This is a genomic window from Lunatimonas salinarum, from assembly GCF_017811155.1.
GTDB lineage: Bacteria > Bacteroidota > Bacteroidia > Cytophagales > Cyclobacteriaceae > Lunatimonas > Lunatimonas salinarum.
In genome coordinates this window covers 19776-46228 of sequence record NZ_JACVCV010000006.1, presented here as the reverse complement: position 1 = coordinate 46228, position 26453 = coordinate 19776, and the positions used below count along the sequence as shown (strand labels likewise).

The following is a 26453-nucleotide window of genomic DNA, read 5'->3' as shown; positions in this document are numbered from 1 at the left end:
GGCAGGCAGGTCGCCTGTTGCCCATACGCTAAGGCAGGCCCACTAAGCCAATCTGCCTTAGGAGTGCCTGTTTTCCTATCACCTGTCCTGACTTTCTTTTCGATCCTTAGTTAGAGAAATCCCCGATGCAAAGAAATTGTTTTTAACATCCTGCAGCTCTGCAAAACCCTTATCTACTTTTGCAATGATTCCCCCAAGCTTGCCAATACCTCCCTCAATCCCCTCAATCAAGGCTGGCTTTTCGGAAGCAAAGGCATATCCATTGGACACAATCCGAATAGTCACCTCGCTGTTGTCTGCCATTTCCTCACTATGCGAATCCATCAATAACCTCAATTCTTCATCCTGGTCCGCATTTGCCTCGGCTATAAAATCTGTCGCAATTACCGGATCAAGGAGTTCTACGGTGTCTATCCCGGTAATATCCCGCCGGGCATTTTCCGCCAATTGTGAATCCGAAGGCTTTGGCAAAGGCTTTGGAAGCTCTTTACTGACCGTTTTTGCTGTTCTACTAGGCCGCAACGGTTCAATCGGATGCTGATTTTGCTCCGCAATCGGAACAATAACCGGCACATCAAATGGCGCTTCGGTAAGCTGCGTAACCAGGGGATGGTTAATCCCATGGTCCCGTTCCAGTAGCCCTTTCATGCCAAACACAGCAGCTATCAACAGTGCCATAGAGGCCGCATACGGAAGCCATACCACGCGTTTGGGCTCCGAGTTCAATTTCGCATCCAGCCGCTGCCACACCTCCTCTCTAGGCAATACCCGGTGATTTGCCAACTTTTCCCTAAATAAGCTGTCTAACTCCTTATCCTCCATGATTTTTCTCCTTTTCATATTCTGCCAATAGCCGGCTGCGCAACGCCGCTCTAGCCCGACTCAACTGGGACTTAGAAGTACTCTCCGATATGCCCAATAATTCTCGGATTTCCTTATGCGAATACCCTTCTACTGCATATAGGTTAAAAACCATGCGGTACCCAAGTGGCAATTCATCGATTAGCTTCAATAAATCCTCGCTCTCCAATCTGCCTCCTTCAGGCTCCAAATAGCCATCCATTTCACCTTCTTCCAACTGAACTTCAAATTGAAACCTCCGATTACTACGGATGTACAACAACGATTGGGTCACCATAATCCTCCGCATCCATCCCTCAAAACTCCCTGAACCCTGGTACTGAGGTAGGCATTCAAAGATCTTCATAAACCCTTCAATCATGATATCCTCTGCGGATCCATAATCCTTCACATAGCGCCGACAGACGGCTAGAAATTTCCCGGAATACAATTCATAAAGCGCTCGTTGGGCCTTTCGATCTCCCCCAAGACACTTTTTGATCAGATCTGCTTCCGAGTAAATCCTTCTAACAAACATTACAATGACGATTCTAATTCTATAGATGCAGCTTGCCCTCAATAGGTTGCACGCAGCTGAGGAATTTAGCAAGAAAACATAGGCAAAAACACCTAACTACCTAATAAACAGCCCTATAATTAACAACAATTTCCAAAAAACTCCAAACCCCTTCCTTTACTTCCACCGGATTAATATGATTGTCCCTATCAAAGACATTGGCAAAATACCCATCATCTTCCACCGTGAACACAGAATACTTACCGACCGGCAGCTCAATTTGAAAGGTACCGTCGGATTCGGTCTCCAATTCAGCCACCTGTTCGGTCAGTATAGATCCTATCAAAAAATCTCCTAGGCTCACCTGATCCAGCGTAGTAAGCGCGTGGATCCTAAGAGTCCTTGTTACGCCACGTTTTGCCTGGGCCTCCTTGGGCGCCGCCATCCCATCTTCCGAGACCTGCGGCATCAGGTTACCCTCTACCCAAAAAACCTGTCCACGTAGCCCTTGAGTAGTCGGTCTATGAGCCCTACAGCCGACCAATAACAACACCAAGGCTACCAAAAACCAAGTCTGTGACGCTTTCATCCTCCGGAGCATCAGATACCGGAAAACAGCTCAAATGACTCCATGTAAGCCGGAATGATCGGATTCCACTGCCGCTGACTTCGCAGGAGCCCCGCAAGGGCTTGGGTAGACTCAGCTTCCCCATGTACCAAGAAGGTCATCTTAGGTCTATGAATAAAACCCTCGCTCCACTCCATCAACTCGTTTTGGTCCGCATGGGCTGATAATCCTTCAATAAAATGGACCGAAGCCTTCACCGGAACGTCCACTCCGTAAATTCTACAGGTCTTGTCACCGTCCAGCAACTTTCTGCCCCGGGTCCCTTCCGGCTGAAATCCGACAAATATCACACTATCGTCCTCGTTTGGAAGACGATTGTAGAGATGGTGTAGAATCCGACCACCGGTAGCCATACCACTTGCTGAAATTATAATCGCATCGCCCTTTAAATGATTTAAGGACATGGACGAATCCTGCGTTTTGTAATAATGTAAATTCCTGTGCAGGAACGGATTCGCATCAGATTCATCCAAAAAAGGACCTAAATGATGATAATGGGAGAAGGTCTTATACAAATGTGTCACGTCAATGGCCATGGGGCTATCCACGTAAATGGGAATCTGGGGGATGGTTCCCAGCTTTTGCATCCGATGCAAGAGGTACAGAATCATCTGTGTACGGCCTACCGCAAAGGATGGAATTACGGACACGCCTCCCCTCATGTAGGTATCCTTGATAATTTTGGCCAGTTGAACACTGACCTTGGCGTTTTCATTCACCCGATTTCCGTAGGTAGACTCCATAAAAAGTACATCTCCAAACGGAATATCTGCAGGCGGGTTAAGAATGGGATCGTGATACCTTCCCAGATCACCGGAGAAAACAATCGCCTTTTCTTGGTTTTGACCCTTGACCTTAAGCTTTAAAATAGCGGCTCCGAGGATATGGCCGGCGTTGTATGCGGTGACCTTTAGTACCTCGTGAAGGGTATACTCCTCCTCAAACCGAAGCGGCTGTAGCAGCGGAAACACCCGCTCAGCATCTTTGATAGTGAAAAGTGGTTCGGGCTTCTTATGTTTTGAGTAGCCTTTCTTTTGCGCATAGGCTGCTTCCTCTTCCTGCAGCTTGCCCGCATCCATCAAAAGGATCTTTACCAACTCCAACGTAGGCTCTGTGCAATAAATCGGACCAGAAAAACCTTCCTTCACCAACTTAGGCAAATACCCGGAGTGATCTATGTGGGCATGGGTAAGCAACACCATGTCAATGCCTACGGGATCCACCGGAAAAGGACCCCAGTTTCGCAGCCGGTAATCCTTCATGCCTTGAAACAACCCGCAGTCAACCAGCACCCTCAAGGCTCCGATCTGCAACAAAAACCGTGAACCCGTCACGGTACCAGCACCGCCCAAAAACTTAACGCTCACATCCATAATTCCATCATTGATACATCCGCTTATTCTCCTCATCTGCATGCCGGGCAACCGGAAATTATCGCCATCGCATCACCCCGCTTGGTGCAGTCCGGCACCCACAAGATAATTCCAGTAGGAACCTGATACATCAAATATACAGTTAATACCTCAGAGGCTAAGGTTGCATAAAGTATTTATCCCGAAATTTCGCCCGGCTGAGACTATCTGCTCGGGTATTTCGCTGCGTGCCTTCACAGGTTAGGCAAAGTAGCCCCTCCTCGTTAAACACCCAATGATTTCGTCCATTGATATCCCGGTTTTTATACCCATTGGTACTCACCGTATTGCGAAGGATGGGTATCAGCGTTCGATCCATTACAAAAGGATAATCATATGGCAACAATAACGTCTGCCGTAAATATTGCCCTCGGTACTTAGAAAGGTCTGGAAATCCCAGATGACTTCCAAAAGTCAATATGCTATCCGCCTGATTGTATTCGTAGGTAACATCCTCCGCATTTTCCATTGCCTCACTCTCGGTTCTGCCTTTAGAAGTGAAATTTTGCTCCAGCAGTGCCGCATTACCGGGATGGCCCTTGAGGGTAAGAGAAACACTCCCGATTCCCGTGTCGGACGAGCTGCGGCGGGTCGACTTGATGAGCAATGTCTCTTCTGGAAGAGGCACCCGATGGTCCAACTCCAAGCTCGCTTGCTCTTTGAACTGCCCTATCAACTTTGGAAACTGAAATGCACTGAAAAGGATACTCAAAATCCAAACACCGAAAATCACCAGGCCAAACCGGGCATCAATCAAGCTTCGCTTGATCAACACACTTATCCCCAGAAGCGTAATTACCATGCCCGGAATGATAATAACCATTGCCGCGGATATTGCCAGCCATAACGGAAACACCTCCACGAAGGCCTCGACAGGAATGCCTTCAAAAACATATCCCCAATCATTATCCGTTAGTACTTCGGAATAGACCCCTAAAAGTATCAGGGGAGCCAAGGTGATTACCATGCCCAGAAAGAAAATCAGCAACCCGAAGATCACGCGTACAAACTCCAACAAAAATTTCCCAAATGGACCCAGTGCCCTTCCAAGCCCATTTAGCACGTATCCGATGACCCGAAACGGCAGGAGTATTACGCGCTTCAGGGCGGACTCTTCTCCGCTCTCCTCTGGCTTGATATTTTGTTGGATAGTTGTTTCAATGTTCGATAGGGTAATGGCTCCCCCTTTCATTTCGATGCGTTCGGTGATGGACTTTGCCATAGGGGTGATAATCCAAAGAATTAGGTAAAGCACGACACCGGCACCACCAGCAAACACCATGGCGACAAAAGCCAAACGAACCCAGATGACGTCTATGTTAAAATACGCCGCTAGGCCACTGCCCACTCCACCCAGCACCCGATCATCTGGATTGCGGTATAGCTTCTTGATGTTCTTATCCTCAGGTTTTTCATAGGAAACAGGTAAAATAGCCCATAGCAGCCCGTAAGCCAGCACTGTCCACCAACCCAAAGAAATCTGGAAATTAAACGAATCACCGAAAATGCCGAAAGGAAGGCTGCCGAATCGTAGCCCCCCACTAAAAAGCAACAAGATAGCTATCAAACGGGTCCATAGGGGATCGATAGAGAAATAATGCGCAAATCCGGCACATACCCCGCCCAATATCTTTCCATTTTGAAACCGCGTAAGCTTCTTATACGCTTTATTTGCCTGCTGATCATTTGGCGTGATATACTTATAGAAGTCGTTTTCGGCAGCAACCTGATCTTCGGCGGCTGTTTCTTCCACCGCTTCAAAATCCGCTATCGTTCCCATTTTCTCAATCAGATTACCCACATCCTCGGCGGTGATCACCTGCTTGTTATTCTTTAAATTACTTAGAAAAATCTCAGCAATCCGGCTTTCGATATCCGTGATGATCTCATGGTTATCTTCATAGTGAGAGAAATGCTCGTTAATGGCATCCAGGTACTTTTTCAACGTAGTGTATCCATCCTCTTCGATGTGAAACAGGATTCCGCTGATATTTATACTTAAGGTCTTCTTCATCGGAGTGAAAATTTATGTGCAATGTTTACTGATCAGATGGTTGGCGGCCGGATGCATGGTTAGCCAGAATGGAATTTACAGATACATGCAGCTTTTCCCAAGTTTCGGACAGCCCCGTCAGAAAATCCTTCCCGGTATCTGTGATGACGTAATACTTTCGTGGAGGCCCTGCGTCAGACTCCACCCACCGATAAGTCACCAAACCGGAGTTTTTGAGCCTGTTTAGAAGGGGATATAGGGTTCCCTCTACAATAAGTAAATTTGCAGCCTTTAATTCCTCCATCAAGTCGCTTGCATATACCTCCCCCCTTGAGATAATATGGAGGATGCAGCATTCCAATATTCCCTTCCTCATTTGGACTTGGGTGTTTGACACATTCATAACTTCGCCTTTTATTTGAAAATTTCATGCAGTGTCCCTGTCTCTCCCCGATCCTATGAAATCGAGCCTGTCTGCCTACAAGGCAGGCACCACAATAAACCGGGACATGTCATGACCATTAAGAATCAAATACAGACACATGAAAAACAATACCAAGTTTTTCCGTAGTACTATGTAATACCATATATTACCCCATAACCAATTACCTTCCAATCCAAAAATACGCGTCCAAACGGCATTTGGCGCAGGTTTCTAACGAAAGTTGGATCCAAAAAAAATTCCGCACACCCTAAATCACCTACAGCCAAGTGCATTCTGCCGGATTTATTGTATTAGCAATGAACACAATTGTGTCCGTAAATGACCACTTGATCAAAAAATGGAAATAATTTCCCACAGAATATTTATCCAAACCCAAAATCCTCTTATTTTGCGTCTTGGGAAGTGAATTAATCAGATGATTATCAGGGGGTATTTTTATATATTGATTTTTGCCACAGGAGTTTTTCAAACGTACGGCCAGGGTATTGCCCCTAAATACTCCAATGAATTCCTTAATATTGGTGTAGGTGCCCGCGCATTGGGAATGGGGGGAGCCCAAGCAGCCATCGTGCGGGATGTAACAGCGGCTTATTGGAACCCGGCAGGGCTCATCGGCGTAGCACACGAACAGGAGTTTTCACTAATGCATGCGGAATATTTTGCGGGAATCGCCAAATACGACTACGCGGCATTTACGACCAACATACAAGAAGATAATCAGATCGCTGTTTCCGTTATTCGGTTTGGCGTAGACGACATCCCCGATACCCGATTTCTTTACGATGCCAACGGCGCACTCAACTACAATAACATACAGTTTTTCAATGCGGCAGACTATGCCCTCATCCTTTCCTATGCCCGGGACATTAGCGACCGGTTTAAGCTGGGCGTAAACACCAAACTGATCCACCGGAACGTGGGCAAATTTGCCAGCGCCTGGGGATTTGGCCTCGACGTAGGAGGGATTTACCTGCATAATTCCTGGCGCTTTGGCTTGATGCTGCGGGATATCACGACTACCTTCAATGCGTGGTTTCACCATGCCGACATGGTAAGGGAGATCTACAATCAGACCAACAATGAAATACCTGTAAACAGCATCGAATTGACCCTGCCGAGAGCCATTTGGAGTGTAGGCAAACACGTTGATATCAACGACCTCTTGGATATGGTCGTGGTACTAGACCTGGACATGACCTTTGACGGCAGAAGAAATGCCGTTCTCGCCACCGACCTCGTCAGTGTAGACCCAAGGTTGGGATTGGAGTTGAATTATAAAAAAACCGCATCACTCCGACTGGGTGCGGGCAATATACAGCAGGTTCGGGACTTTGATCAATCCACCTACACCTCCCTACAGCCAAGCTTTGGGCTGGGTTTTTTGGTAAACAGCAAAGTTCAGGTAGATTATGCGCTGACTGATATCGGCAGCATTTCAGAGACACCCTTTTCCCACGTTTTCAGCGTTAAGGTGAGCTTGAACCCCTTGAAATCGAATTTTAGGCTAAACAAAGGTTGGGATACCGGCGCAGACAGATGAGAACCATTTCATTCATCGTTCTTTTTTCCTTGTGTATGGCAAGTATTGCCCATGGTCAAAACAACCAATGGATAAACTTCAACCTGGATTACTATAAAATCCCAACGGCGTCCAACGGGATCTACCGACTCAGCTACACCACCCTTTCTGCCTCCGGAGTCAACATGAACACTTTGGATCCTAGAGATATTCGGATCTATCACCGAGGCCAAGAGGTGGCCATAGAACTAGAAGGCGATGAAGACGGCCGGTTCGATCCTGAAGATTACCTCCAGTTTTTCGGACGAAAAAGTGACGGAACACTGGACAGGCAGCTTTACGATAATCCTGACGACCTGCCTAACCCTTACTTCAATACCCACAACGATACCACTGCCTTCTTTTTGACCGTCACACCGGGAAGCCGCGGTAAGCGGATGCCATTGCGAAGCCTACCCGAGACCCAAATACCACTAACCTCCGCATATCAACGGGAAGAAATTCTTGACTTTTCAGAAAATTACTTTTTGGGAAAAACCTATTTCCCCAACGTAAGGCTTTCCAAATACGATGAAGGGCAGGGCTGGACCAGTTCCAACATCGCAAGAGGAAATAACCGTGTCATAAACCTAAACAACCTGGGAACCGTAAACCCAGCCAATGCACCCTCGCTGGAGATAAGCCTACTAGGGCGATCAGAAACGCTGCACCGTACCGCTGTCCAAGTAGGTCCTTCTCTCGCCTCACTAAGACCACTAGGGACCTACGAATACGAAAACTTCGAAACTTTCAGGCGAACCGAACCCCTTTTGGCAACAGATTTCAGCTCAGAAGGAAACTTGGTCGTGCGGGTAGCTTCCATGGGGGTCGACGGTGAAATAGACAATATATCCATCAACTACCTCAAAGTAACCCTAGGTGTAGCTATCCCATCCGGTGACTTCGAACAGCGGCTATTTCACTTCAGACCAGGTGCTTCCAGAATTTCCCTACAGGGAATTTCCAACAACTACCTGGCTTACGAGGTTTCAGATGTGTATAATGTCATCAGGCATGAAGTTCGACGAACCGGAAATCTGCTGGAAACCGCGGCAGGAACGGCTGGAAAGCGAAACGCCCTGCACATCCAACAAGCGGAAAACGTCATAGAACCCAATGTGTTGGAACGAGTGAGGTTTCGTAACCTATTGGCCCAAGCGGCCGACTACCTGATTATTTCCCATAAGCTACTCACTCGGCCTGCCAGCACCTATGGAAATCCCATAGAAGCTTATGCCGCCCATCGGGCAGGACCCGCAGGCGGAGGATTCGATACCCTCACGGTCAATGTAGACCAGCTGTACAACCAATTTTCCTACGGCGAGAAATCCCCATTGGCAATTCGGGAATTCCTGAAAGCTTATTTCCCCCTGCACCAGCCAGAGCACTTGCTGCTGATTGGCAGGGCTTTTGGCATCTACAACACCCGCCGGGCAGGAGGCGTAAATTATTTTTACCGAAACAATCCGGCAATATTTGATTTTCAGGACTTGGTTCCTGTCTATGGATATCCTTATTCGGATAATCAATATGCGCTAGGTTTGGAGCCGGGCTCTCCGCTACGGCAAGATATAGCCGTTGGCCGATTACCTGCGCGGGTACCCCAGGATGTAGCGAACTACTTGGATAAGATCAAAGAAAAAGACGCCCTAGGCGTACAGGAGCCTTGGCAAAAAAACCTGGTACATCTCAGCGGTGGCCGTTCCGCATTTGAACTAGACCGCTTTTTTACCTTCTTGTCCGGGTTCAAGGCCGTCGCCGAGGACATTTACCTCGGTGGCAGTGTTTTTACCTTCCGAAAGCGATCCAATGCAACCGTTGAACTGATCAATATTTCAGATCAGGTGAATGAAGGCGTGTCATTGGTAACCTTTTTTGGCCATGCGGCACCTTCAAGTACCGATATCGATATCGGCTTTGCCGGTATCGATGAGATGGGCTACCGAAATAAAGGCAAATATCCCGTACTGCTACTGAACGGCTGTGATGCGGGAAATGCCTTCGGAGCAGCCTATACCTTCGGCGAAGACTGGATCAATACACCGGATCGGGGTGCCTCCAACTTTTTGGCACATTCGGATATCGGCATTGACGTATACCTGAGAAGGTACAGCGAGTCTTTTTATGCCAAAGCCTTTGCGGACTCCTCGCTAATCCACCAAAGTGTGGGCAAAGTGAAGATCGAATCTGACAAGCTCCTTTACGACCGGTATGGCACCTCCGAGGTAAATCAAAGCCACGCCAATCAAATGATCATGCTTGGTGATCCTGCTGCGAGAATATTCCCTGCTACCAAGGCCGACTATGCGTTGAATGCAGAAGAGGTCTGGCTGGAGGGATTCAACGGAGACCCCTTAAGTTCTTTGTTGGACTCTGTAGAACTTTCCTTTGTAGTCCGAAATCTCGGTATCGTAAACTTGGACTCCATCGAAATCAACGTGACCCGCCAATTGCCGGACGGCAGTTCGGTCGTTTACGACACCCGCCAATTTGAAGCGATCTTCCGTAAGGATACGGTATTATTAACCATTGGCAATACCGGTGTGAATGCCTTTGGAGATAACTTATTCACCATCGAAGTAAACAGAAGGCGCCAAATCCCCGAACTGACCTATGCAAACAACACCATCATGGTCAGCAAATACATCCCCATGAGTGGGACGCTGAATCTCGTCCCAATCGATTACGCCATTGTAAACAATAGAAATCTAGAAATCATCACACAAATACCGGGAAAATCCATTGAGGAGCGAAATGTGGTCATACAACTGGATACCGCAGCCGACTTTTCAAGTGCTTGGCGAAGGGAAACCCGTATCACCACGGCCAACCTAGCCCGCTGGCAAGTAGACCTGTTCCAGCAAATCCCGCCCAGAGACTCGCTAACCTACTATTGGCGTACGCGGTTTTTGGAACCCAAACCTGGAGAAAACGCGGATTGGACAGCCGCCAGCTTTTCGTATATCCGAAATGGTCCGGAAGGATGGACACAACGGGAGCTTCCGCAGTTTGAAGGAGCACAACTCCAGAATATCGAAATAGACCAACAGCAACGCGCCTGGAAATTCGAAGACAAACAGCTCGCTATTGACCTTTTCACCTTTGGACCTGAAACGGAGGGAATGGATCCTACCAATATTCAACTGGTGATCAATGGGGTCTCCTACATATTGGATCAGGCCGGTCGGGTGTGTTTCCCCGGATCCTTGGGGCTTTTGGCTTTCCAGGACAAAACATTAGAGCCTTATCTGCCTATCCCGCTTACCACGGCCGAAATCCTGGATCCAAAAGCCTGCGGCCGGTCTCCTCAGATTATCCAAAACATCCGGAATCAATGGATCACCGGGGCCGGACAGACCATGTTGCTGGATTATATCAACACCCTTGCCCAGGACGATTACGTAATCATCTTTTCCATCGGCAATGTAACCTTCTCGGACTGGTCAGAGGAGGTGATCATGAAGATGAAAGAAATCGGTGCCAACGAGGCCACCATCCGTAACCTACGGACAGGAGATCCCTATATACTCTTTGGGCGAAAGGGCATGCGCCCCGGCGATGCGATAGAGTTGGTACCCAATGACGAGCGAGAAGAACCGGCAAATGCCCAGACACTGCGTTTTGATACGGTCCTAAAAGGATACTCTCCCTTCGCCAACATCATCTCGCCTTTGATCGGCCCATCTTCCCACTGGGTCTCCTTCTTCAACCATATTCTTGAAAGAGACTATTTCAATCCCAACCTCTCCCACATAGACTTGGTGGGCATTACCCCCGAGGGCGGCGAAATCACGCTCTACCCAAACCTCCAAACCAGTCAGCTTGATCTGAACGCCATAAACCCTGCTGAGTATCCCTACCTGCGGCTCAAATATGCGATGCAAGACCCAAACGCCGAACTTCCGGAGCATTTAGACAAATGGCAGGTAAACTACACCGGAGTACCGGAAGGCGTACTGATCCTGAAAAGCCGGCAAGATCAAATCAACCTGTTCGAAGGCCAGGAATCCGAAGTCTCCTTTGAGTTTGTAAACATCTCCAAATTTGACTTCCCGGACTCCCTCACGGTCGAGTACAGCTTCAACAACTTGGACCAACGGCGCATAGAGCGATTTAGTATGAAAATCCCCGCAATCAAGGGTGGGCAAAGCCATACGTTTACACTCCCCTTTGACTCCAGAGGAAAAGCCGGGAAAAACTCCGTCAACGTATCCGTCAACCCAAGAATTTTCATGGAACAACGCTTCCGAAACAACCTCATGGACTTGCCAGCGTTTTTTCTGGTAGCCGGCGATGACCTAAACCCCATCTTAGATGTACATTTTGACGGGGTGTATATCATGGACGGCGACATCGTATCCCCTACGGTAGTGATTTCAACCATGGTAAAGGACGAAAACCGGTTTTCACTAAAAAAAGACACCGTAGGGCTGCAACTCATGCTAAAACGCCCCTGTGAGGGCTGTGAATTCCAGCGAATCAGCTTTAGCAACCCTCAAGTACGTTGGTTTGAAGCCACGGAAAACAGTGACTTCAAGATCGAATTTCAGCCAGGTCCGCTGGAGGACGGTATCTACACGCTTCGGGTCAATGCCAGTGATGTGGCCGGCAATATTGCCGGAGAGCAACCCTATGAAGTATCCTTCGAAGTAATCAATGAAAGCCAGATCACCAATTTCTATCCCTACCCAAACCCCTTTAGCAGCAGCGTTCGCTTTGTCTTCACCGTCACCGGTGCGGAGGTACCTGACGAGATCAAAATCCAAATCATGACGGTCACCGGAAAAATCGTCCGTGAGATTTTTCAAGATGAGCTCGGCCCGATTCGGATCGGCAACAACCTCTCGGAATATGCCTGGGACGGCAAAGACGAATTCGGTGACCAACTGGCAAATGGGGTATATATCTACCGGGTATTGGTGCGGAAAAATGGGCAATTCATGGAGCATCGGGCCACCGCTGGAGACAAGGCCTTTAAGCGGGGCTACGGCAAGATGTACCTCCTACGGTAATCACACCAAAGGCATCTAGTGCCCGCAAACTGCCAGTTATACGAATAAATCCTTCCCAACCACCTGACAGCGGATAGCTCGTCCATCCAAGGCGTAGCCAAAGCGAATACACGGCGGCTTTCTTTTCACTCCCCTCAAAGAAACAAAAAGGGGTCTCCTGATGGCACGTGCGTCACCGAAACCCCAAGGATACGCTCGCTAATCCATTGTGCGGCGTAGGCCATGCCTGCGTCTTCGCTCACTTCATGTCCCAGCACCACCAGCGAGGTATTCGCCCCCAAAGCCTTCCCGTCTCTCACCCGCTCCACGGTCTCCCATTCCCTGGTCTCGCCGCTGAGAATGACATCCGGTTGATACTGTCTTATCGCCTCAATTTGCATCTTGCTGTCCATAAAGCCAAATGCCATATATACGGATTGACAGGGCTGATCCATGGCACCTATCACCCGGACTTGTTGGGCACGCAGCCCCTTTTTGACATGGGAAATCAATGCACCAAGCGACACGGCTTCCGGAAGGTTAATTAGCCGAGGGCTATTCGGATCGTAATACCCCTCCCAACCAACACGTATTAGGTTTCCCATGATGATCCCATCGGGAATTGCCCGGTGCCAGTGATCGTGAAACCGCCAGATAGCGATCTTGTATTTTTCTAGTAGGCGCACTTTTTCCCGGTAGACAGGGTCCTCTTGAAGCCAACTTGTCTCATCTTGGTGGTTGTAAAAGGGAGTTTCGTGTGCAATGATCAGGTTGGCACCGGCCTGCGCGGTGGCGTGGATTACTTCTATCGTTGGAAACATGGTGGTAACAATACCGGATACCGGCTGATGCGCAGACCCGGACACCAATACATCAACGGTTTTTGCGAACGGCGATTGGGGGATATCTCGGAGAATAGTATCGATGACCTGCTGCACCGTGATCTCCAAAGGCGCCGAATTATGAGCTGCTGCCAAACAAGTCGGTGCGACAAAAAGCGCACCCACCCCCCTTCCTGCGGAAACAATAAATTCCCGTCGCCCAGGCATCTCTGCCGAGCCATTAAGTTTACTCATCGGTTTACGTTTAATAGGTTTGTCGGAAGGAAAATTCACAAAAAATTCCGCAAATCCCAAACCACCCGGCAAATTAGTCGATGGACTGAACCCATCTTACGGTCACGAGCAACTGACCGACATGGCGCTGCAAGTGCTCCGCTGCGTGTACCAATAGCCCAATCTGCGTGGTAGGTATACGCTTCCTGCCAAGGTACCTGGCGTCGGTCAGCAGGCTTTCATCGGTGTGGCGAAGCATGGCTATGGCTTCATCGATTTGCTGCTCCAAATGGCGGATATGGTCTGCTACCGTCTCCAAACCTGCCCGTGGTGTCCCCTCCAGCTTGAGATAGGTAAGTTGCTCTTCCCGCAGGGTCTGCCCATAGGCATAGGTGAAAAGCCGATCGACCACTCCAGCCATGTGCTGCAGGTGAAATCCCACCGAAGCCAGCCCACCGGGTCTTTCCCACAGCAGGTGGTCGTCCACGTCCTGCAGGTACTTGTTAGCGTCTTCCACGGTCTGCAACAGGGCATGGGCCACGGGTTGTAACAAGGGAGGCACCCCTTCTATAGGGCCGCACTGCCATACTTCGAGGTTGGGAGAAATTGGTTTGTTTTGCATGGTTGATTGGGAGGTTATTTATTTCTTTGTTCCTTACCTTAATTCTTTCTAATCATTTCACCAAAACCATTGGTACAACAGTATACATAAATTTTCCAAATATCCTTCAATTAACTGCGTCTATCGTTTATCTTTAGGCTGTAGAAGTCAACTACTACCCGAACACAAGCCCATGAATCAACGAAGGAATATCCTAAAAGGTCTTACCCTATTGCCTGCCATGACCGTTTTGCCGCAAGCTTCAGATGCCTCTCCAAAACGAAAAAGCAATTTCCGATATTGCCTGAATACCAGCACCATTCGGGGTCAGAATCCGGGAATCGTAAAGTACATCGAGATAGCTTCCAAAGCCGGTTACGACGGGATAGAGCTCTGGGTGGAAGACATCAAAAAGTTCGTTGATGAACAGGGGGCTCCTGCCCTCCGCAAGCTACTGGAGACCAATCGCCTCAAAGCAGAAAATGCCATTGGCTTCGCTCCGTGGATGGCGATGGACGAGGCGCGAAGTGCAGCCGGATTCAAGCAAATGGAGGAAGAGATGAACATGCTTGCCGCCATTGGCTGCCATCGGATCGCAGCCCCGGCCATCGGAAACGACGGACCCATCGACTTATTGGCTGCCGGGGCAAAATACAGGCGCCTGTTAGACCTTGGCCGAAAAACAGGAGTCCGGCCCCAATTGGAATTTTGGGGTGCCTTTAAGCCTTTCCACCACCTGGGACAGACACTCGCGGTGGCTGCCGCCGCAAACGATCCCGATGCCCGAATACTCGCAGATGTCTATCACCTCTTTCGGGGAGGATCCGGCTACGACGGACTCAAACTCCTCAACGGTCAGGCCATCGAGATTTTTCACATGAATGATTACGTGGACTCCATCCCTCGTGAACAACAGGAGGATAAAGACCGCGTGTACCCGGGCGACGGGGCGGCACCGATGACGCAGATTTTGACCGATCTTCAAAATATGGGTGGGGAGAAAGTGCTTTCCCTGGAATTGTTTAACCGCACGTATTGGGAACAGGATCCACTGGAAGTGGCCAAAACCGGACTTGCCAAAATGAAAGCGGCCGTGAAAGCGATCGGCTAAAGAATTGCCATTAAGGGCAGTTTGGGCCATAGCCATTTGGGTCACCCGCCAGAATCCGCAGGTACCTTCTGCCGTTAAGAAGCGTGTGACCCTCTGCATTGGTCGTGAGATCAAACACCCAAACGTCGCCATCTGCAAATTGAAGTTGGAGTTTTGCGCCACCTTGAGGGGTAGCCATTACCTCCCAGCTACCTGACCCTTGTTGCTTTCCGGCAGCATTTCCTGAAGCTCCTCCCACATCAATGGACAGGGAGGATTGGGAAGAATACTGAAAGTACCCGTCAGGACACAACGTCATTTGGACTTGGGCGCTAGTTCCCCCGGACAATCCGCTGGAATAAGATTCCAAATAGTACAAGCTGCTATGATTTAGCTTTTCTCTCCAAGCTTCCACTAAGCCAACATCTACGGTATTCACCGTCGTAAACTCAAAACTTCGGGCCAACTTCACGGCAGTGTCTTTAAAGGAATCTTCATAAGAGGAGGCATTGGTCGCCGCCAGGATATTGACTCCGAATCCCTCGCTGTGAAAAACCGCAATCCCGTAGGCCTTGGCAGCATCCCCTTCAATCACACCCTCGAAAATAGTCCCGAACGACTGCGCATCTAGCTGTTCAATTTGTCCGGCAGCTTGTAGGGAGATCGCCTCTCCTTCCTGCACTCCCTGCGACATTTCCCGCTTCAGTTCCTCTATAGAATCATAAGAGTTCAGTGAAAGGTACATGAACCCGGCAACTCCCTCAGACACCAGAACCAGCCCATCTTCGACCTCCTGCCCCATCCATCCCTCCGGAATGGTAAAGGAGATTCCATACTCACCCAAATCGACCCTACCCGTTAATTGAGCATGGGCTGAAAAAGACGCGAGGATAAACAGGAAACTTGCGGCACCGCGAAGGCCGCTAAAAGAGGTTATCTGGGAGATCATAGTTATTTCGTAACCGATGTGCACACAAAGGTACAAATTAACGATTGAATAGGTTTCATTCTCACTAAATGTAAAACAACACCCAAACCATCACTGTCAAAAATGCGAGCATCGGGCCAAGAATGATAAAAAACAAACCACCTAGTCTAAAATCCTTCTGCTCCACCAACCCGGTGCTGTAGGAGATGGCGTTGGAAGGAGTGGAAACCGGTAATAACAGTGCACAGGAACAACTAATCGCCACCATAACCGGAACAGCGATACCGTATGAACCTGGAAGCGAGGCGCCTAATGGCACCAGAATAGCTGCCGCGGCCGTATTGCTCATCACATTGGAGACCAACACTGCAATGATGCAAAAAATAATCACCACCCCTATGACATGAATCGGCAATGAATTTACCTTTTCCATGACGATAGCTGCCAAACCCACATCCACCAATCCTATCCCCAAGGCCAATCCTCCGGCTACCAACATTAAGGTATCCCAGGGTAGGGTACGTACCTGATCGGCATGAATCACCTGTGTCATCGTCAGCAGGACAATCGGAATTGCAGAAGTAGCAGCAACCGGTATTCCGTGAAATGGTTCCGTCAACCACATCCCCACGGTTATCAATAAGGTTATTATGACCGAATACCGCTTTGCGGGATCCACGGACCCTTCCCGTTTGGGCAATTTTTCCAAATCCAGTACCACCTCCGAAAAATCGTAACGACTGCAAAGAAACTTCCAAAACAGCCAGACCAAAAACAATCCGGTGGGAAAACCTACCGCCATCCATTCGATAAACGTGAGGGAAATCCCCTTCTCCTGCAAAGCCCCCACAGCAATGGCATTGGGAGTGCTGCCGATGATGGTGCCTATACCACCTACCGATGCCGAGGCAGGAATCGCCGTAAGTAGTGCCTTCGAATAAGGCGAGGCCTTTCCCAAAAGATGCACCAAAGGAAGAATCGAAGATACCATCATGGCAGTGGTTGCGGTGTTTGACATAACCATACTGGCCAGTGCAGTCATCATCATCAACCCCAACAACAACCGTTGTGGTTTACTACCAAACCTTCTGACCGTAAATCGAAACAGCTCCCGGTCCAGCTCTACCATACTCATACCCTCGGCAAGAAAGAATCCACCCAAGAGCAACCAGATCACATTCGAGGTCCAAGTATCCAAAAACAATTCGGGGGAGGCGGACTTTTCAAATACGTAATCGGTACTGAAGCCCACCAACATCATGGCAATGATAAAAATCCCAACGGCAAAAGGAGGCAACGCCTCCGTCACCCATAGACCAATCGCCAATACCGTGATAAAAAATACATAATTCACCTCTACATCATATTCCAACTGACTAAAAAAGGAGGTAATGATAAGTGCGATGACAAAATTCCCAAAAAAAGTAGACGTATTAAAAATCCAATTCAACCGAAGTCTCCTGTACCACTTGATTGCTGCATACCTGGAATCGCTATCTGGCATAGTCCTTATTTTACGGTAATCACCCCACTGTTTATCAATAATTCACTGTCTGTATCGGCAAGTTGCCATCGCGTATCAAAATACCCCTCGGCCAGCACTTCGTCCACATGGCCTTTGTATAGCCGAAAATCCTTGAAAGTACCCAACTTTTGATGTACCTCGCCCACAAAATTAAAACCTGGAGCCCTACTCCCGCCCCACCAAGGCAATCCGGAATTCACGACTACGTACTGGCCGTTGTGGGGATAAATATACAATAGCCCATGATCCTGATCCTCAGGATCCAAATGCATAGGCACCGATTTCTCCATCTGCCGAATGATGGAATTGGTCTCCTTGACACCGAATAAGACCAGATTACTGGAAGCGAGATCACTGGGACGAACTTCCTTATCGGCTAAGATGCGCGGAAAAAACATGATCCTCCCCAAAAACTCACCCCGATAAGCCGACCAATTAGCTGCTTCGTATGCCTGCTGACGACGACGCACCAACTCTTCCGAAGAGGGATTGTCCGCAGTGCCGTATACATACACGTGCCGATCCGAAAACCCCGCGAACACCGGACCGGACTGACCCGGACGCTTGATGAGTCCTCCCGCTTGCACCAAACTGCCCACTCTCCAAGTATTACCATCCCTGTAAAAGGACAATTGCGAACCGGGCAACAACCGAAGGCTCTTTCCATCTATGGAAATATCGAGCTGTTGTTCCGTTTGTACCGCCGGATGATCCTGGAGATGCAGCGTAAATTCCAATACGGAATCTGTGGTTACCGAGATCTTTTGCCCGGAAAGGATGGATGCCTCAATGGACGCCAGACTTCCGGGAACTAGCTGATTCAGTTCTACCCAATAGGCCTGGTGATGGGTAAGTGACCTTGTCCTAAAGGCCACTTTCTCTGGAAATGGATCACGTTTGTACCGAGAAAACCAGTCAAAAATCCGCCCACCGGCATAGGCATTCACCCAACTATCGTGTTTTACCCCCTCGTATTCTTCAGAAAACACCAGGATACCTTTAGCCTGCATATCTTCTACCATCGCCCTTGTGCCGGAAATAGGTACCACCGGATCGGCATCCCCGTGAAAAAAATGAACCGGAAGATTCAATGCATTGCCGACCAAATCGGTGGCACCGGCGGGTGGTGCGGGGCATACCGGTGCTATCGCCGCCCAAATATCTGGCCTGGTAAGTCCCAACCAAAGCGTGCCCCCTCCCCCCATGGACAATCCGGTAAGGTAAATCCGATCTTCGTCTATCCGAAACCGTTCCTTTACATCCTCCAACACGGCATAAACGTCTTGTTCGACAATACCTTGATAACCGGCAGTGCCCCTCGCAAAAGGTGCAGCTACAATATAATCCACATTATCCCATTGGGGGAAGTACCTGCTAGCCTCCACATCTGTTTCGCCTTCCGCATTGCTCTTTCCAAAAACCCGCCTTAACGCCAAACGGTGGTTCGAACCGGCTCCATGAAGCATCATTACCAGCGGGTAATCTTTATCCTCCTGAAAGTCGGCGGGAAGATACAGTGCATAGGGCTGCTCGGTATCATCGGCCACGCTGTGTATAGTCAACACCTGTGGCCCGGCTTTCAGCTTTTGAGCCTGTAATTCCAAAGCTACCAACACAAAGAATAAAAGGAAAATACATACAGGTCTTTTCATAATCATGACGACTTAATCCCAATTTGATCCAAGTCTGTCAAATTTCGTGAATTTATGCGTAAGTTGAAACCGAGTGCAACCCTTAATTTTCGGCTTTCCGGTTTTCGGCACACCACCTTTATTGAGAGAGATGTGTATTTTTGTCGGATGAATGGAAACATCTCTATTTTCGAAGCACTGGGCGAAGAAAAAATCAAAAGGCTCGCTACAACCTTTTACATCGAGGTAGCAAAGGAGGAATCCTTGCGGAAATTATACCCACCGGACCTACAGCCCGCGGAACAAAGGCTCTTTTGGTTTTTACTGCATGTATTTGGTGGTCCATCTCCCTATTTGGAAAAAAGAGGCCACCCGATGTTGCGTAGACGGCATTTTCAATGGCCCATAGATGGTGCCATCCGTAATACTTGGCTAAACTGCATGTTTAAGGCCATAGATTCGGTACCTATGGAAAATGAGACTAGAGAGGCCTTGTTAGCTTATTTTGTAAAAGCCGCAAACCATATGGTAAACAAATGATTAACTGACTTCTCTAAAGGAATAAACTTCGACCTTTGGTCAAAATACCGACCTTCACCGATATTTAATACATACGGGTGGGAAATTTGGTGTATCTAATGCCTATTTGACTAGCAACAGGCACCCTAAAAGTGGCAATATCCACTCTTAAAATTGAATAACAAACCTACCTGCCCTTTGGAAAGTGGAGACAAATGAACCCTGCGAGGTACCTATTTTGTTAAATTTGAAAAACGAAGGGACTATCTTCTAAGGTCGCGAACTGTTGAAGGCATGAACGACTGTAATCGACATCACAGTAGGGGTATGTATTTTGACAGATCTTTGCCAAAAAAACGCTCGTTTTATTAATCAAATCGCCAACGAAACATGGAGTGGAAAAAAGAAGCAAAAAGCTGGGGCATCGTATTAGGTACATTCGCCATACTGTATTTCACCGGACTCATCACACCCATCATGGGTGGACTACAATCCCTGATTCTCAGTACCGGATTGATCAAACCAAAAGTGACGCTTGAAAACAAGGAACAGCAAGCTTTTGACTTTTCTGGACAGTTCTTGGATACCGACGGAGACCGTGTAGGTCTATCACAGTATCGTGGAAAAACCCTCTTTATCAATCTTTGGGCTACATGGTGTCCACCTTGCCGGGCAGAGATGCCGCATATTTCCGAACTGTATATGAAAGTAAATGGAGATAATGTCGCATTCCTGATGATTGCGCTCGACGATGACTTTGAAAAAAGTAAAAAATTTGTCTCAGAAAAAGGCTTTTCCTTTCCCATCATTCACGCTGCCTATGGCCTTAACCCCTCGCTGAGAAGTCAGGCCATCCCCACTACCTTGGTCGTAAGCCCGGAAGGCAAAATAGTCTTTTACCAAGAGGGAATGAGCAACTTTGACACGAAAGAGTTCAGAGACTTTCTAACCGGAAATTTCGACTGATTTTTCTCTCGTGGGGCAGTGCAGTATGTGGCAAACCTAAATTATGGCTTCCAGAATAGCCTTTTTGGGGAGTATTCCGTAATACCTATTCTGTGCCCCTACTTATGCCTGTGTTATCTCGAATCGCCATCCTGTTGAAATACCTATTAATAGGGCTAGTATTCATCGCCATCCTCGGCGCAGGCTATTTTCTGGCGCCGACCCTTTGGAACAAATGGGTGGTTTACCCCCGAATGGACCGAGAGATCATGGCGCTTACGCAGCAATATCGTCAACCCCCACAAATGATTGCCGCGCCTAGCTATCAGGGCGCACTCCATGCCCACACGTTTTGGTCACACGATAGCCGAGGTGTATTGGATGAAATATTACCTGCGGCAAAGGAAGCAAAGCTTGACTTTGTGTTTTTCTCCGATCACAAACGAAATGCGTTGGATTCCTTTCCCCGCTCCATCCGAGGCATTCACGAGGGAATTCTTTTCGAACCGGGCACAGAATCGAACCTACTCATGGTAAACCCTCTCCGTGAAACCGTGTTGGATTGGGGCCGGCATCAGGATTCGTTGATTAAGGAGGAGACAGAAAATGGCGGGCTCGTTTTGTATTTACATACCGAACGGGATCACGACTGGGGAAATCCCCATTATCAGGGAATGGAAATATACAACATTCACACCGATCTGCTAGATGAAAAAAGTATTTGGCCATTTTTGCTGAACAGTATGGTTAATGGAAAAAAACACAAGCACTGGACCTACCGGGAAATATTCGATGAGCAAACGGATATCCTTGCGCTTTGGGACTCGCTCAACCAACACCGTAAAATTATCGGCTATGGTGCGCCAGATGTACACAATAATCAAAGTCTGAGGGCCCGGTACTTAGCAGATGGATTGGTAGAATGGGTGGGGCCAAACGCAAAAACCATCCGAATCGTGCAACCGGGATGGAAAGAAAATTGGTTATTGGGAGATCCCGATGTGGGTGGATGGTCGTTCAAATGGGAACTGGACACCTATTTTCACTCCTTCAAATACGTTCAAACCCATATCTTTACCCATGAACTAAGCAGCAAGGCCATCAAGCAAGGCCTGGAATCCGGCAACGCCTTTGTCTCTTTCGAAAACCTACTAGAGGCCGAAGGATTTCAATACCTGGCCCTTGGACCAAACCTAGGCGTGACGGGTATTCTCGGGGATTCCATTCCCCTTCCTCAAGTCTCCCAGCTCCGAGCAGTGTCTCCCTACCCGGTAGATTTTCAACTTTTTAAAAACGGAGAATTGATTGACAACAGCAAAAACGGATACGAGTACGAACACAGCATCTCAGAGGCTGGAAATTACCGAATAGTTTGCCGCATCACGTTAAATGGAAATTCCGTACCCTGGATATATACCAACCCTATTTATGTCTATTGATTTTATTTGTTTTTCCGGCCCTAAGGGAATAAAGGTATAATTCTTCCACTTTTTTTCTGGCCCATTCTGTCTTTCGAAGGAACTTTAGACTGGAAGATATGGAGGGATCGTGCGTGAAACAACGTATCTGTATTCGCTGCGCCAGCCCATCCCAGCCGTAGACTTCATATAGGTGTTCCAAGATTACCTTTAGAGTAATTCCGTGCAGCGGATTGTTTGGCTGCTGTTTGGGTAAACCAGATTCTTCCATGGTCAAAATTAGCAAAAAAAGCAGCTTATAAGATGAAACGGATGTCCGATCGCTAAAAATCCCAAAAGACCGTTGCCGAAATTCGCAATTGTGTATTTTTGAATTCAAAAAAGCGGGCCTGATTTCAAAAAGGCAAGTTAATAATCGCACAAACTATAGGTTTAAAACAAAAGAAATCCATACCCGTTAGGTAGGCATCCTTCGAATAGGGAATCAACGAGTAAAACCATTAAACCGAGCCTGGCAGTCACTAAAGGAATGCCTGCTTACCGAAGAACCGGCAGTAGTACGCAAAATAACAAATACATGGAAAAAGTTCGCATAGCCACGCCCGGAGATATCCCTATGATTCAAGCGATTGCGCAGACCACCTGGCCTGTGGCGTTTAAAGATATACTTTCCCAAAATCAGATAGACTATATGCTGGCTCGGATGTACGGAAGCGATGTCCTTTCAGAGCTTATCGGCACGAAGCAAAACATTTTTCTCCTGGCCTTGGACGCAATGCTACAACCTGTTGGATTTGCTGCCTACGAACTGAATTATAGGGGGGGGAAACAGACAAAAATCCACAAACTATATGTGCTTCCCAGTGCTCAGGGACTTGGAAGCGGAACGGAACTTTGTGCGGAAGTTGGCCGACAGGCCATGAAAGTGGGCAACGACAAACTCACGTTAAATGTGAACAAATACAACCATACGGCAATCTCATTTTACGAAAAAGCAGGCTTTCAAACGGTAAAAGAAGAAACAATCCCAATCGGAGAAGGATACCTCATGGAGGACTTTGTGATGGAAAAACACCTCCTTTAATGCCGTGACGGCAGCCGGGCCAAATTTACCCAAAAATCCTCCACCAATTCCATCACCTTACTGAGGTCGTTTTCAGAGCTCGATTTGGTCACGTAACTACTCGCATAGTTTTGATAGGCAAACAAGACATCTTCCGGAGCCGCGGAAGTTGTCAACATGATTACCGGAATATGCTTTAGCTGGTCATGAGACTTGATAAACTGAAGTACCTCATGCCCATTTTTCTTAGGCAGGTTTATATCGAGCAGAATTAAATCCGGAAACGCACGGGCCTCGCAGTGTACTAATCCACTCAAATATTCTATGGCAAGCTGACCATCCTTCTGATTTACTAACTTTACCGGCACAGAGAGTTCTCCCAAAGCCTCCGAAATCATAAAGATGTCCCCCTCGTTATCCTCAACTAGTAAAATCCTAAGCTCATTCATACCACACCAAATATAAGAATATTAAAGAGAATATTAACTTAAAAAACCAATAATATTATCAATAAATCTACATTATAGTAGTTTAATGCAAAAAAAACTAACCGACAGCTAGCCTCAAAAAACAAAATTATCCACGTCGTAACTTGATCTTATTTTTTCAAACCCACTAAAAACCAATTGATTAAGTAACCCTTACTTGTATCTCCACCCCCTCCAATTTCCATATTGGAAATGTAAATAAAAATCATGGCCTTATATGACTTTTATCACTGATTACGTCAAGTCTCTACCTGTATATTTACCGTATAATCAAGTGAAGGTTAAAAGAAATAACAGGCCAAAAGAGCGAAAAAATAAAATGCCGATTCGCCGGTGTGCCCCGACGGAGAGGCGACTCAGGTTATTAAAGTTGGTTAGGTTTGTAGAGGAAAGGCTCCGGTCTGTTGGCCGGGGCTTTTTTGTTGATTCATACGGCGGAAATTCCCGATATCCGTTTATATTTACTTTAAATAGGGCAATCTCCAAACCAAATAAACCATGTACCGCATTATTTTCACACTTTTCTTCCTAAACTTCGTCGTTGGGCTGACGGCTGCGCAGCAATCGCTTAAAGTCATAAGTTACAATATTTGGAATGGTTTTGACCATGGCAAAGATCTCGAAAGGCGGAGTCAGATGATCTCTTGGCTGAACAACGAGGATGCCGATGTCATTGCTTTCCAAGAACTAAATAACTTTACACAAGAAAGCCTGGAAACCTTCGCTAAGTTGATTGGCCACTCCTACGCAGTCATATTGAAAGAAGAAGGCTTCCCCATTGGCCTTACATCAAAGCAACCCATCAAGTTAAAATCCAAGATGTTGGGTGGATTTTGGCATGGATTGCTTCACGTAGAAACCTACGGAATAGACTTCGTAGTTGTCCACCTGAGTCCGCATGACTGGAGGTTCCGAAAGCGAGAGACCAACCTGATCCTAGACTACATAAAAGGTAGCATACAGGAACCTGGTCAGAAACGTTTCATGGTACTCGGTGACTTTAATGCGCACAGCCCTTTTGATGTATCCTTTGACCGACTAAATCCGGAAGTATTGGCCTTCCACCGCAACCACGATGCAGAGCGATATGCCGAAAAGGGAGGAGAAGCTTATCAGTCCCTTCGTATGGGCAACTACGACTACAGTGTCATGGCTAGTTTCTTATCGCTTCCTTTGATTGATGTGGTAGAAAAATTCACTTCAGAAAACGCCCGTTATTCCTTTCCCGCTCCGGTCATTCAGGATGATCCCCTCAAGGAATCCATGGATGGACTGCACCGACGCCTGGATTACATTATGGTGAGCCCAGCCTTAGAGCTCTTCTGTATTTCAGCTGAAATAGCCAATACCGGTACCACTACCCGTCTTTCGGACCATTATCCTGCCATCGCTACGTTTGATTTTGCCCAGCCTAAGCAATAACAAAAACAACCCTCGGATCCATGCCTACCGCTCTAATTTTAGCCGCCGGAAAAGGGACCAAAATTTGGCCTTATGATACCTTTAGACCCAAGTGCCTCCTTCCGGTAGCCAACACCCCCCTTCTAGTTCACCAAGTGAACACATTAAAAAATCTGGGAATAACACGGATTATCATTGCAGCGAACAGCGAAAACCAAGCCATCACGCATCTTTTCCGGGAAGAGGCAGCGGTAGAGGTATCTCTTGTGAGGGAGACGGAAGGTACAGCCGACACGCTAACAAAGGCCTTTCCCAAAGACGTAAACGAACCGGTTTGGGTGCTCTATGGAGATTGCTGGATCGACAAAGAGGACCTTGCACTGCTAAAAGATACGGGACCAGCAGCTGTCCTGCTGACCAAACATGGAGAAACCTCTCGAAACCACATTGGAGCCTGTATGGAAAACGGCCTATTAAGCGCCGTGGTAGCACATTCCCGTGAAAAGACCACCCATCATTTTCTGGCGTTTTCCCTCCATGCCAAGTACCTACCCTTTATTACCGCAGCACCCTCGCGATTTCCCAAAGTGGATGTAGGGATGATGGTTCCAAAAGAAACGTATCTTGAAGCAGGCCTCATCCGGATGCTTGAGGCGGGCATTACCATACGGACGCTGGAAGCCCGGAATTTCGCATTGGACATTGACAAACCATGGCACTTACTTGAGGCCAACCGAACCGTTGCCGGTCAAATTTGCGCTGAGATGACGAGTAATCTGTTACTAGATGGAGCTACCATAGACCCCTCCGCTAGTATCAAAGGAAAGGTTCGACTGGGCAAAAACTCCAGCATAGGCAAGCACGTAATCGTTGAAGGCAACCTGTGGGTGGGGGATGACACGGTCATTGACAATGGTGCCTTCATCCGTGGGGAGTCTGTCATAGGAGATCAATGCGAAATCGGATATGGGTGCTATATAGAAAAATACAGTGTGGTAGGAAACGGGTGTAAGGTGCTCCATGGCGCCGAATTGTGCGGGGTGCTTTTCCCAAATGTATACCTCTACCATTACATGGAAATCGCCGGGATGGTAGGAGAAAATACCGACATTGGTGCCGGGACAGTATGCGGTTCTCTCCGCTTTGACGATGGGTTAAGTATCCAAACCGTAAAGGGACGGAGGGAAACACTCACCCACCAAGACCTGGCAAACGCCTGTTACATTGGCGATCAGTGCAGAACGGGCGTTAATTCGATATTGCTTCCGGGTGTTAAAATGGGCAATGAAAGCATCTTGGGACCGGGCGTTATCCTCTCCGAAGACCTGGAATCCGGCAAAATTCTGCTTTTAAAACAGGAGCTGACTAAAAAAGACTGGAACACCGACAAATACGGGTGGTAAAC

Annotated in this window: 22 protein-coding genes; 9 read left to right on the top strand and 13 right to left on the bottom strand. The window is 47.9% G+C overall.

The window, feature by feature from the left end; genetic code table 11:
- Nucleotides 1-78 precede the first annotated feature (78 nt).
- From IAQ59_RS08680 to IAQ59_RS08655, 6 genes are all read right to left on the bottom strand, one after another.
- Nucleotides 79-840, bottom strand: a complete 762-nt coding sequence (locus IAQ59_RS08680) for a hypothetical protein (protein WP_209330409.1) — start codon at nt 838-840, stop codon at nt 79-81.
- On the bottom strand, nt 812-1378 hold the full coding sequence (locus IAQ59_RS08675) for an RNA polymerase sigma factor (RefSeq protein ID WP_209330408.1): 567 nt from the start codon (nt 1376-1378) through the stop codon (nt 812-814). Before IAQ59_RS08675 ends, IAQ59_RS08680 begins: the two co-directional genes overlap by 29 nt.
- A 100-nt stretch (nt 1379-1478) precedes the next feature.
- Nucleotides 1479-1946: a carboxypeptidase regulatory-like domain-containing protein gene (locus IAQ59_RS08670; RefSeq protein ID WP_209330407.1), complete on the bottom strand. Its 468-nt coding sequence runs from the start codon at nt 1944-1946 to the stop codon at nt 1479-1481.
- Between the two features lie 11 nt (nt 1947-1957).
- A complete protein-coding gene (locus IAQ59_RS08665) occupies nt 1958-3358 on the bottom strand; it encodes an MBL fold metallo-hydrolase RNA specificity domain-containing protein (protein ID WP_209330621.1) in 1401 nt (466 codons plus the stop codon).
- A gap of 157 nt (nt 3359-3515) precedes the next feature.
- Nucleotides 3516-5411 carry a PspC domain-containing protein gene (locus IAQ59_RS08660; protein ID WP_209330406.1) on the bottom strand — a complete coding sequence of 632 codons (1896 nt, stop codon included), beginning with the start codon at nt 5409-5411 and terminating at the stop codon, nt 3516-3518.
- 25 nt (nt 5412-5436) lie between these two features.
- The gene (locus IAQ59_RS08655; protein WP_209330405.1) at nt 5437-5793 is read right to left on the bottom strand and encodes a PadR family transcriptional regulator; all 357 of its coding nucleotides are present in this window, start codon (nt 5791-5793) and stop codon (nt 5437-5439) included.
- Nucleotides 5794-6250: 457 nt separating this feature from the next.
- On the opposite strand from IAQ59_RS08655, the gene IAQ59_RS08650 reads away from it, so the two are divergent.
- Both IAQ59_RS08650 and porU2 read left to right on the top strand, forming a co-directional pair.
- Nucleotides 6251-7375 carry a putative type IX sorting system protein PorV2 gene (locus IAQ59_RS08650; protein ID WP_209330404.1) on the top strand — a complete coding sequence of 375 codons (1125 nt, stop codon included), beginning with the start codon at nt 6251-6253 and terminating at the stop codon, nt 7373-7375.
- Nucleotides 7372-12405: a putative type IX secretion system sortase PorU2 gene (gene porU2 / locus IAQ59_RS08645; protein WP_209330403.1), complete on the top strand. Its 5034-nt coding sequence runs from the start codon at nt 7372-7374 to the stop codon at nt 12403-12405. The genes IAQ59_RS08650 and porU2 overlap by 4 nt, the downstream gene beginning before the upstream one ends.
- A gap of 134 nt (nt 12406-12539) precedes the next feature.
- Here porU2 and IAQ59_RS08640 read toward each other — a convergent pair whose 3' ends face one another.
- Together IAQ59_RS08640 and IAQ59_RS08635 are read right to left on the bottom strand one after the other, a co-directional pair.
- Nucleotides 12540-13460 (bottom strand): Nif3-like dinuclear metal center hexameric protein, encoded by a 921-nt coding sequence (locus IAQ59_RS08640; RefSeq protein ID WP_209330402.1) that lies wholly within the window; start codon nt 13458-13460, stop codon nt 12540-12542.
- 73 nt (nt 13461-13533) lie between these two features.
- Nucleotides 13534-14061 carry a DinB family protein gene (locus IAQ59_RS08635; protein WP_209330401.1) on the bottom strand — a complete coding sequence of 176 codons (528 nt, stop codon included), beginning with the start codon at nt 14059-14061 and terminating at the stop codon, nt 13534-13536.
- A gap of 172 nt (nt 14062-14233) precedes the next feature.
- Between IAQ59_RS08635 and IAQ59_RS08630 the strand changes: the two genes are divergently transcribed.
- Nucleotides 14234-15151, top strand: a complete 918-nt coding sequence (locus IAQ59_RS08630; protein ID WP_209330400.1) for a sugar phosphate isomerase/epimerase family protein — start codon at nt 14234-14236, stop codon at nt 15149-15151.
- A 10-nt stretch (nt 15152-15161) separates the two neighbouring features.
- Here IAQ59_RS08630 and IAQ59_RS08625 read toward each other — a convergent pair whose 3' ends face one another.
- The 3 genes from IAQ59_RS08625 to IAQ59_RS08615 form a co-directional block, all read right to left on the bottom strand.
- A complete protein-coding gene (locus IAQ59_RS08625) occupies nt 15162-16079 on the bottom strand; it encodes a hypothetical protein (RefSeq protein WP_209330399.1) in 918 nt (305 codons plus the stop codon).
- Nucleotides 16080-16143: 64 nt separating this feature from the next.
- Entirely contained in the window at nt 16144-17562 is a 1419-nt protein-coding gene (locus tag IAQ59_RS08620) for an SLC13 family permease (RefSeq protein ID WP_209330398.1), read from the bottom strand.
- Nucleotides 17563-17567: 5 nt separating this feature from the next.
- A complete protein-coding gene (locus IAQ59_RS08615; protein ID WP_209330397.1) occupies nt 17568-19235 on the bottom strand; it encodes a prolyl oligopeptidase family serine peptidase in 1668 nt (555 codons plus the stop codon).
- Between the two features lie 54 nt (nt 19236-19289).
- On the opposite strand from IAQ59_RS08615, the gene IAQ59_RS08610 reads away from it, so the two are divergent.
- From IAQ59_RS08610 to IAQ59_RS08600, 3 genes are all read left to right on the top strand, one after another.
- Nucleotides 19290-19754: a globin domain-containing protein gene (locus IAQ59_RS08610; protein WP_342450690.1), complete on the top strand. Its 465-nt coding sequence runs from the start codon at nt 19290-19292 to the stop codon at nt 19752-19754.
- A gap of 369 nt (nt 19755-20123) precedes the next feature.
- The gene (locus tag IAQ59_RS08605; protein ID WP_209330396.1) at nt 20124-20699 is read left to right on the top strand and encodes a TlpA family protein disulfide reductase; all 576 of its coding nucleotides are present in this window, start codon (nt 20124-20126) and stop codon (nt 20697-20699) included.
- Nucleotides 20700-20833: 134 nt separating this feature from the next.
- The gene (locus tag IAQ59_RS08600) at nt 20834-22117 is read left to right on the top strand and encodes a CehA/McbA family metallohydrolase domain-containing protein (protein WP_209330395.1); all 1284 of its coding nucleotides are present in this window, start codon (nt 20834-20836) and stop codon (nt 22115-22117) included.
- On the opposite strand, the gene IAQ59_RS08595 is transcribed toward IAQ59_RS08600, so the two are convergent.
- Nucleotides 22101-22367: a VF530 family protein gene (locus tag IAQ59_RS08595; protein ID WP_209330394.1), complete on the bottom strand. Its 267-nt coding sequence runs from the start codon at nt 22365-22367 to the stop codon at nt 22101-22103. The genes IAQ59_RS08600 and IAQ59_RS08595 overlap by 17 nt on opposite strands.
- A 306-nt stretch (nt 22368-22673) precedes the next feature.
- Here IAQ59_RS08595 and IAQ59_RS08590 point away from each other — a divergent pair, with 306 nt between their 5' ends.
- Nucleotides 22674-23180 carry a GNAT family N-acetyltransferase gene (locus IAQ59_RS08590; RefSeq protein ID WP_209330393.1) on the top strand — a complete coding sequence of 169 codons (507 nt, stop codon included), beginning with the start codon at nt 22674-22676 and terminating at the stop codon, nt 23178-23180.
- Here IAQ59_RS08590 and IAQ59_RS08585 read toward each other — a convergent pair.
- Nucleotides 23177-23608: a response regulator gene (locus IAQ59_RS08585; RefSeq protein WP_209330392.1), complete on the bottom strand. Its 432-nt coding sequence runs from the start codon at nt 23606-23608 to the stop codon at nt 23177-23179. The genes IAQ59_RS08590 and IAQ59_RS08585 overlap by 4 nt on opposite strands.
- Nucleotides 23609-24145: 537 nt before the next feature.
- Between IAQ59_RS08585 and IAQ59_RS08580 the strand changes: the two genes are divergently transcribed.
- On the top strand, nt 24146-25069 hold the full coding sequence (locus tag IAQ59_RS08580; RefSeq protein WP_209330391.1) for an endonuclease/exonuclease/phosphatase family protein: 924 nt from the start codon (nt 24146-24148) through the stop codon (nt 25067-25069).
- Between the two features lie 20 nt (nt 25070-25089).
- Nucleotides 25090-26451: a sugar phosphate nucleotidyltransferase gene (locus IAQ59_RS08575; protein WP_209330390.1), complete on the top strand. Its 1362-nt coding sequence runs from the start codon at nt 25090-25092 to the stop codon at nt 26449-26451.
- Nucleotides 26452-26453 lie beyond the last annotated feature (2 nt).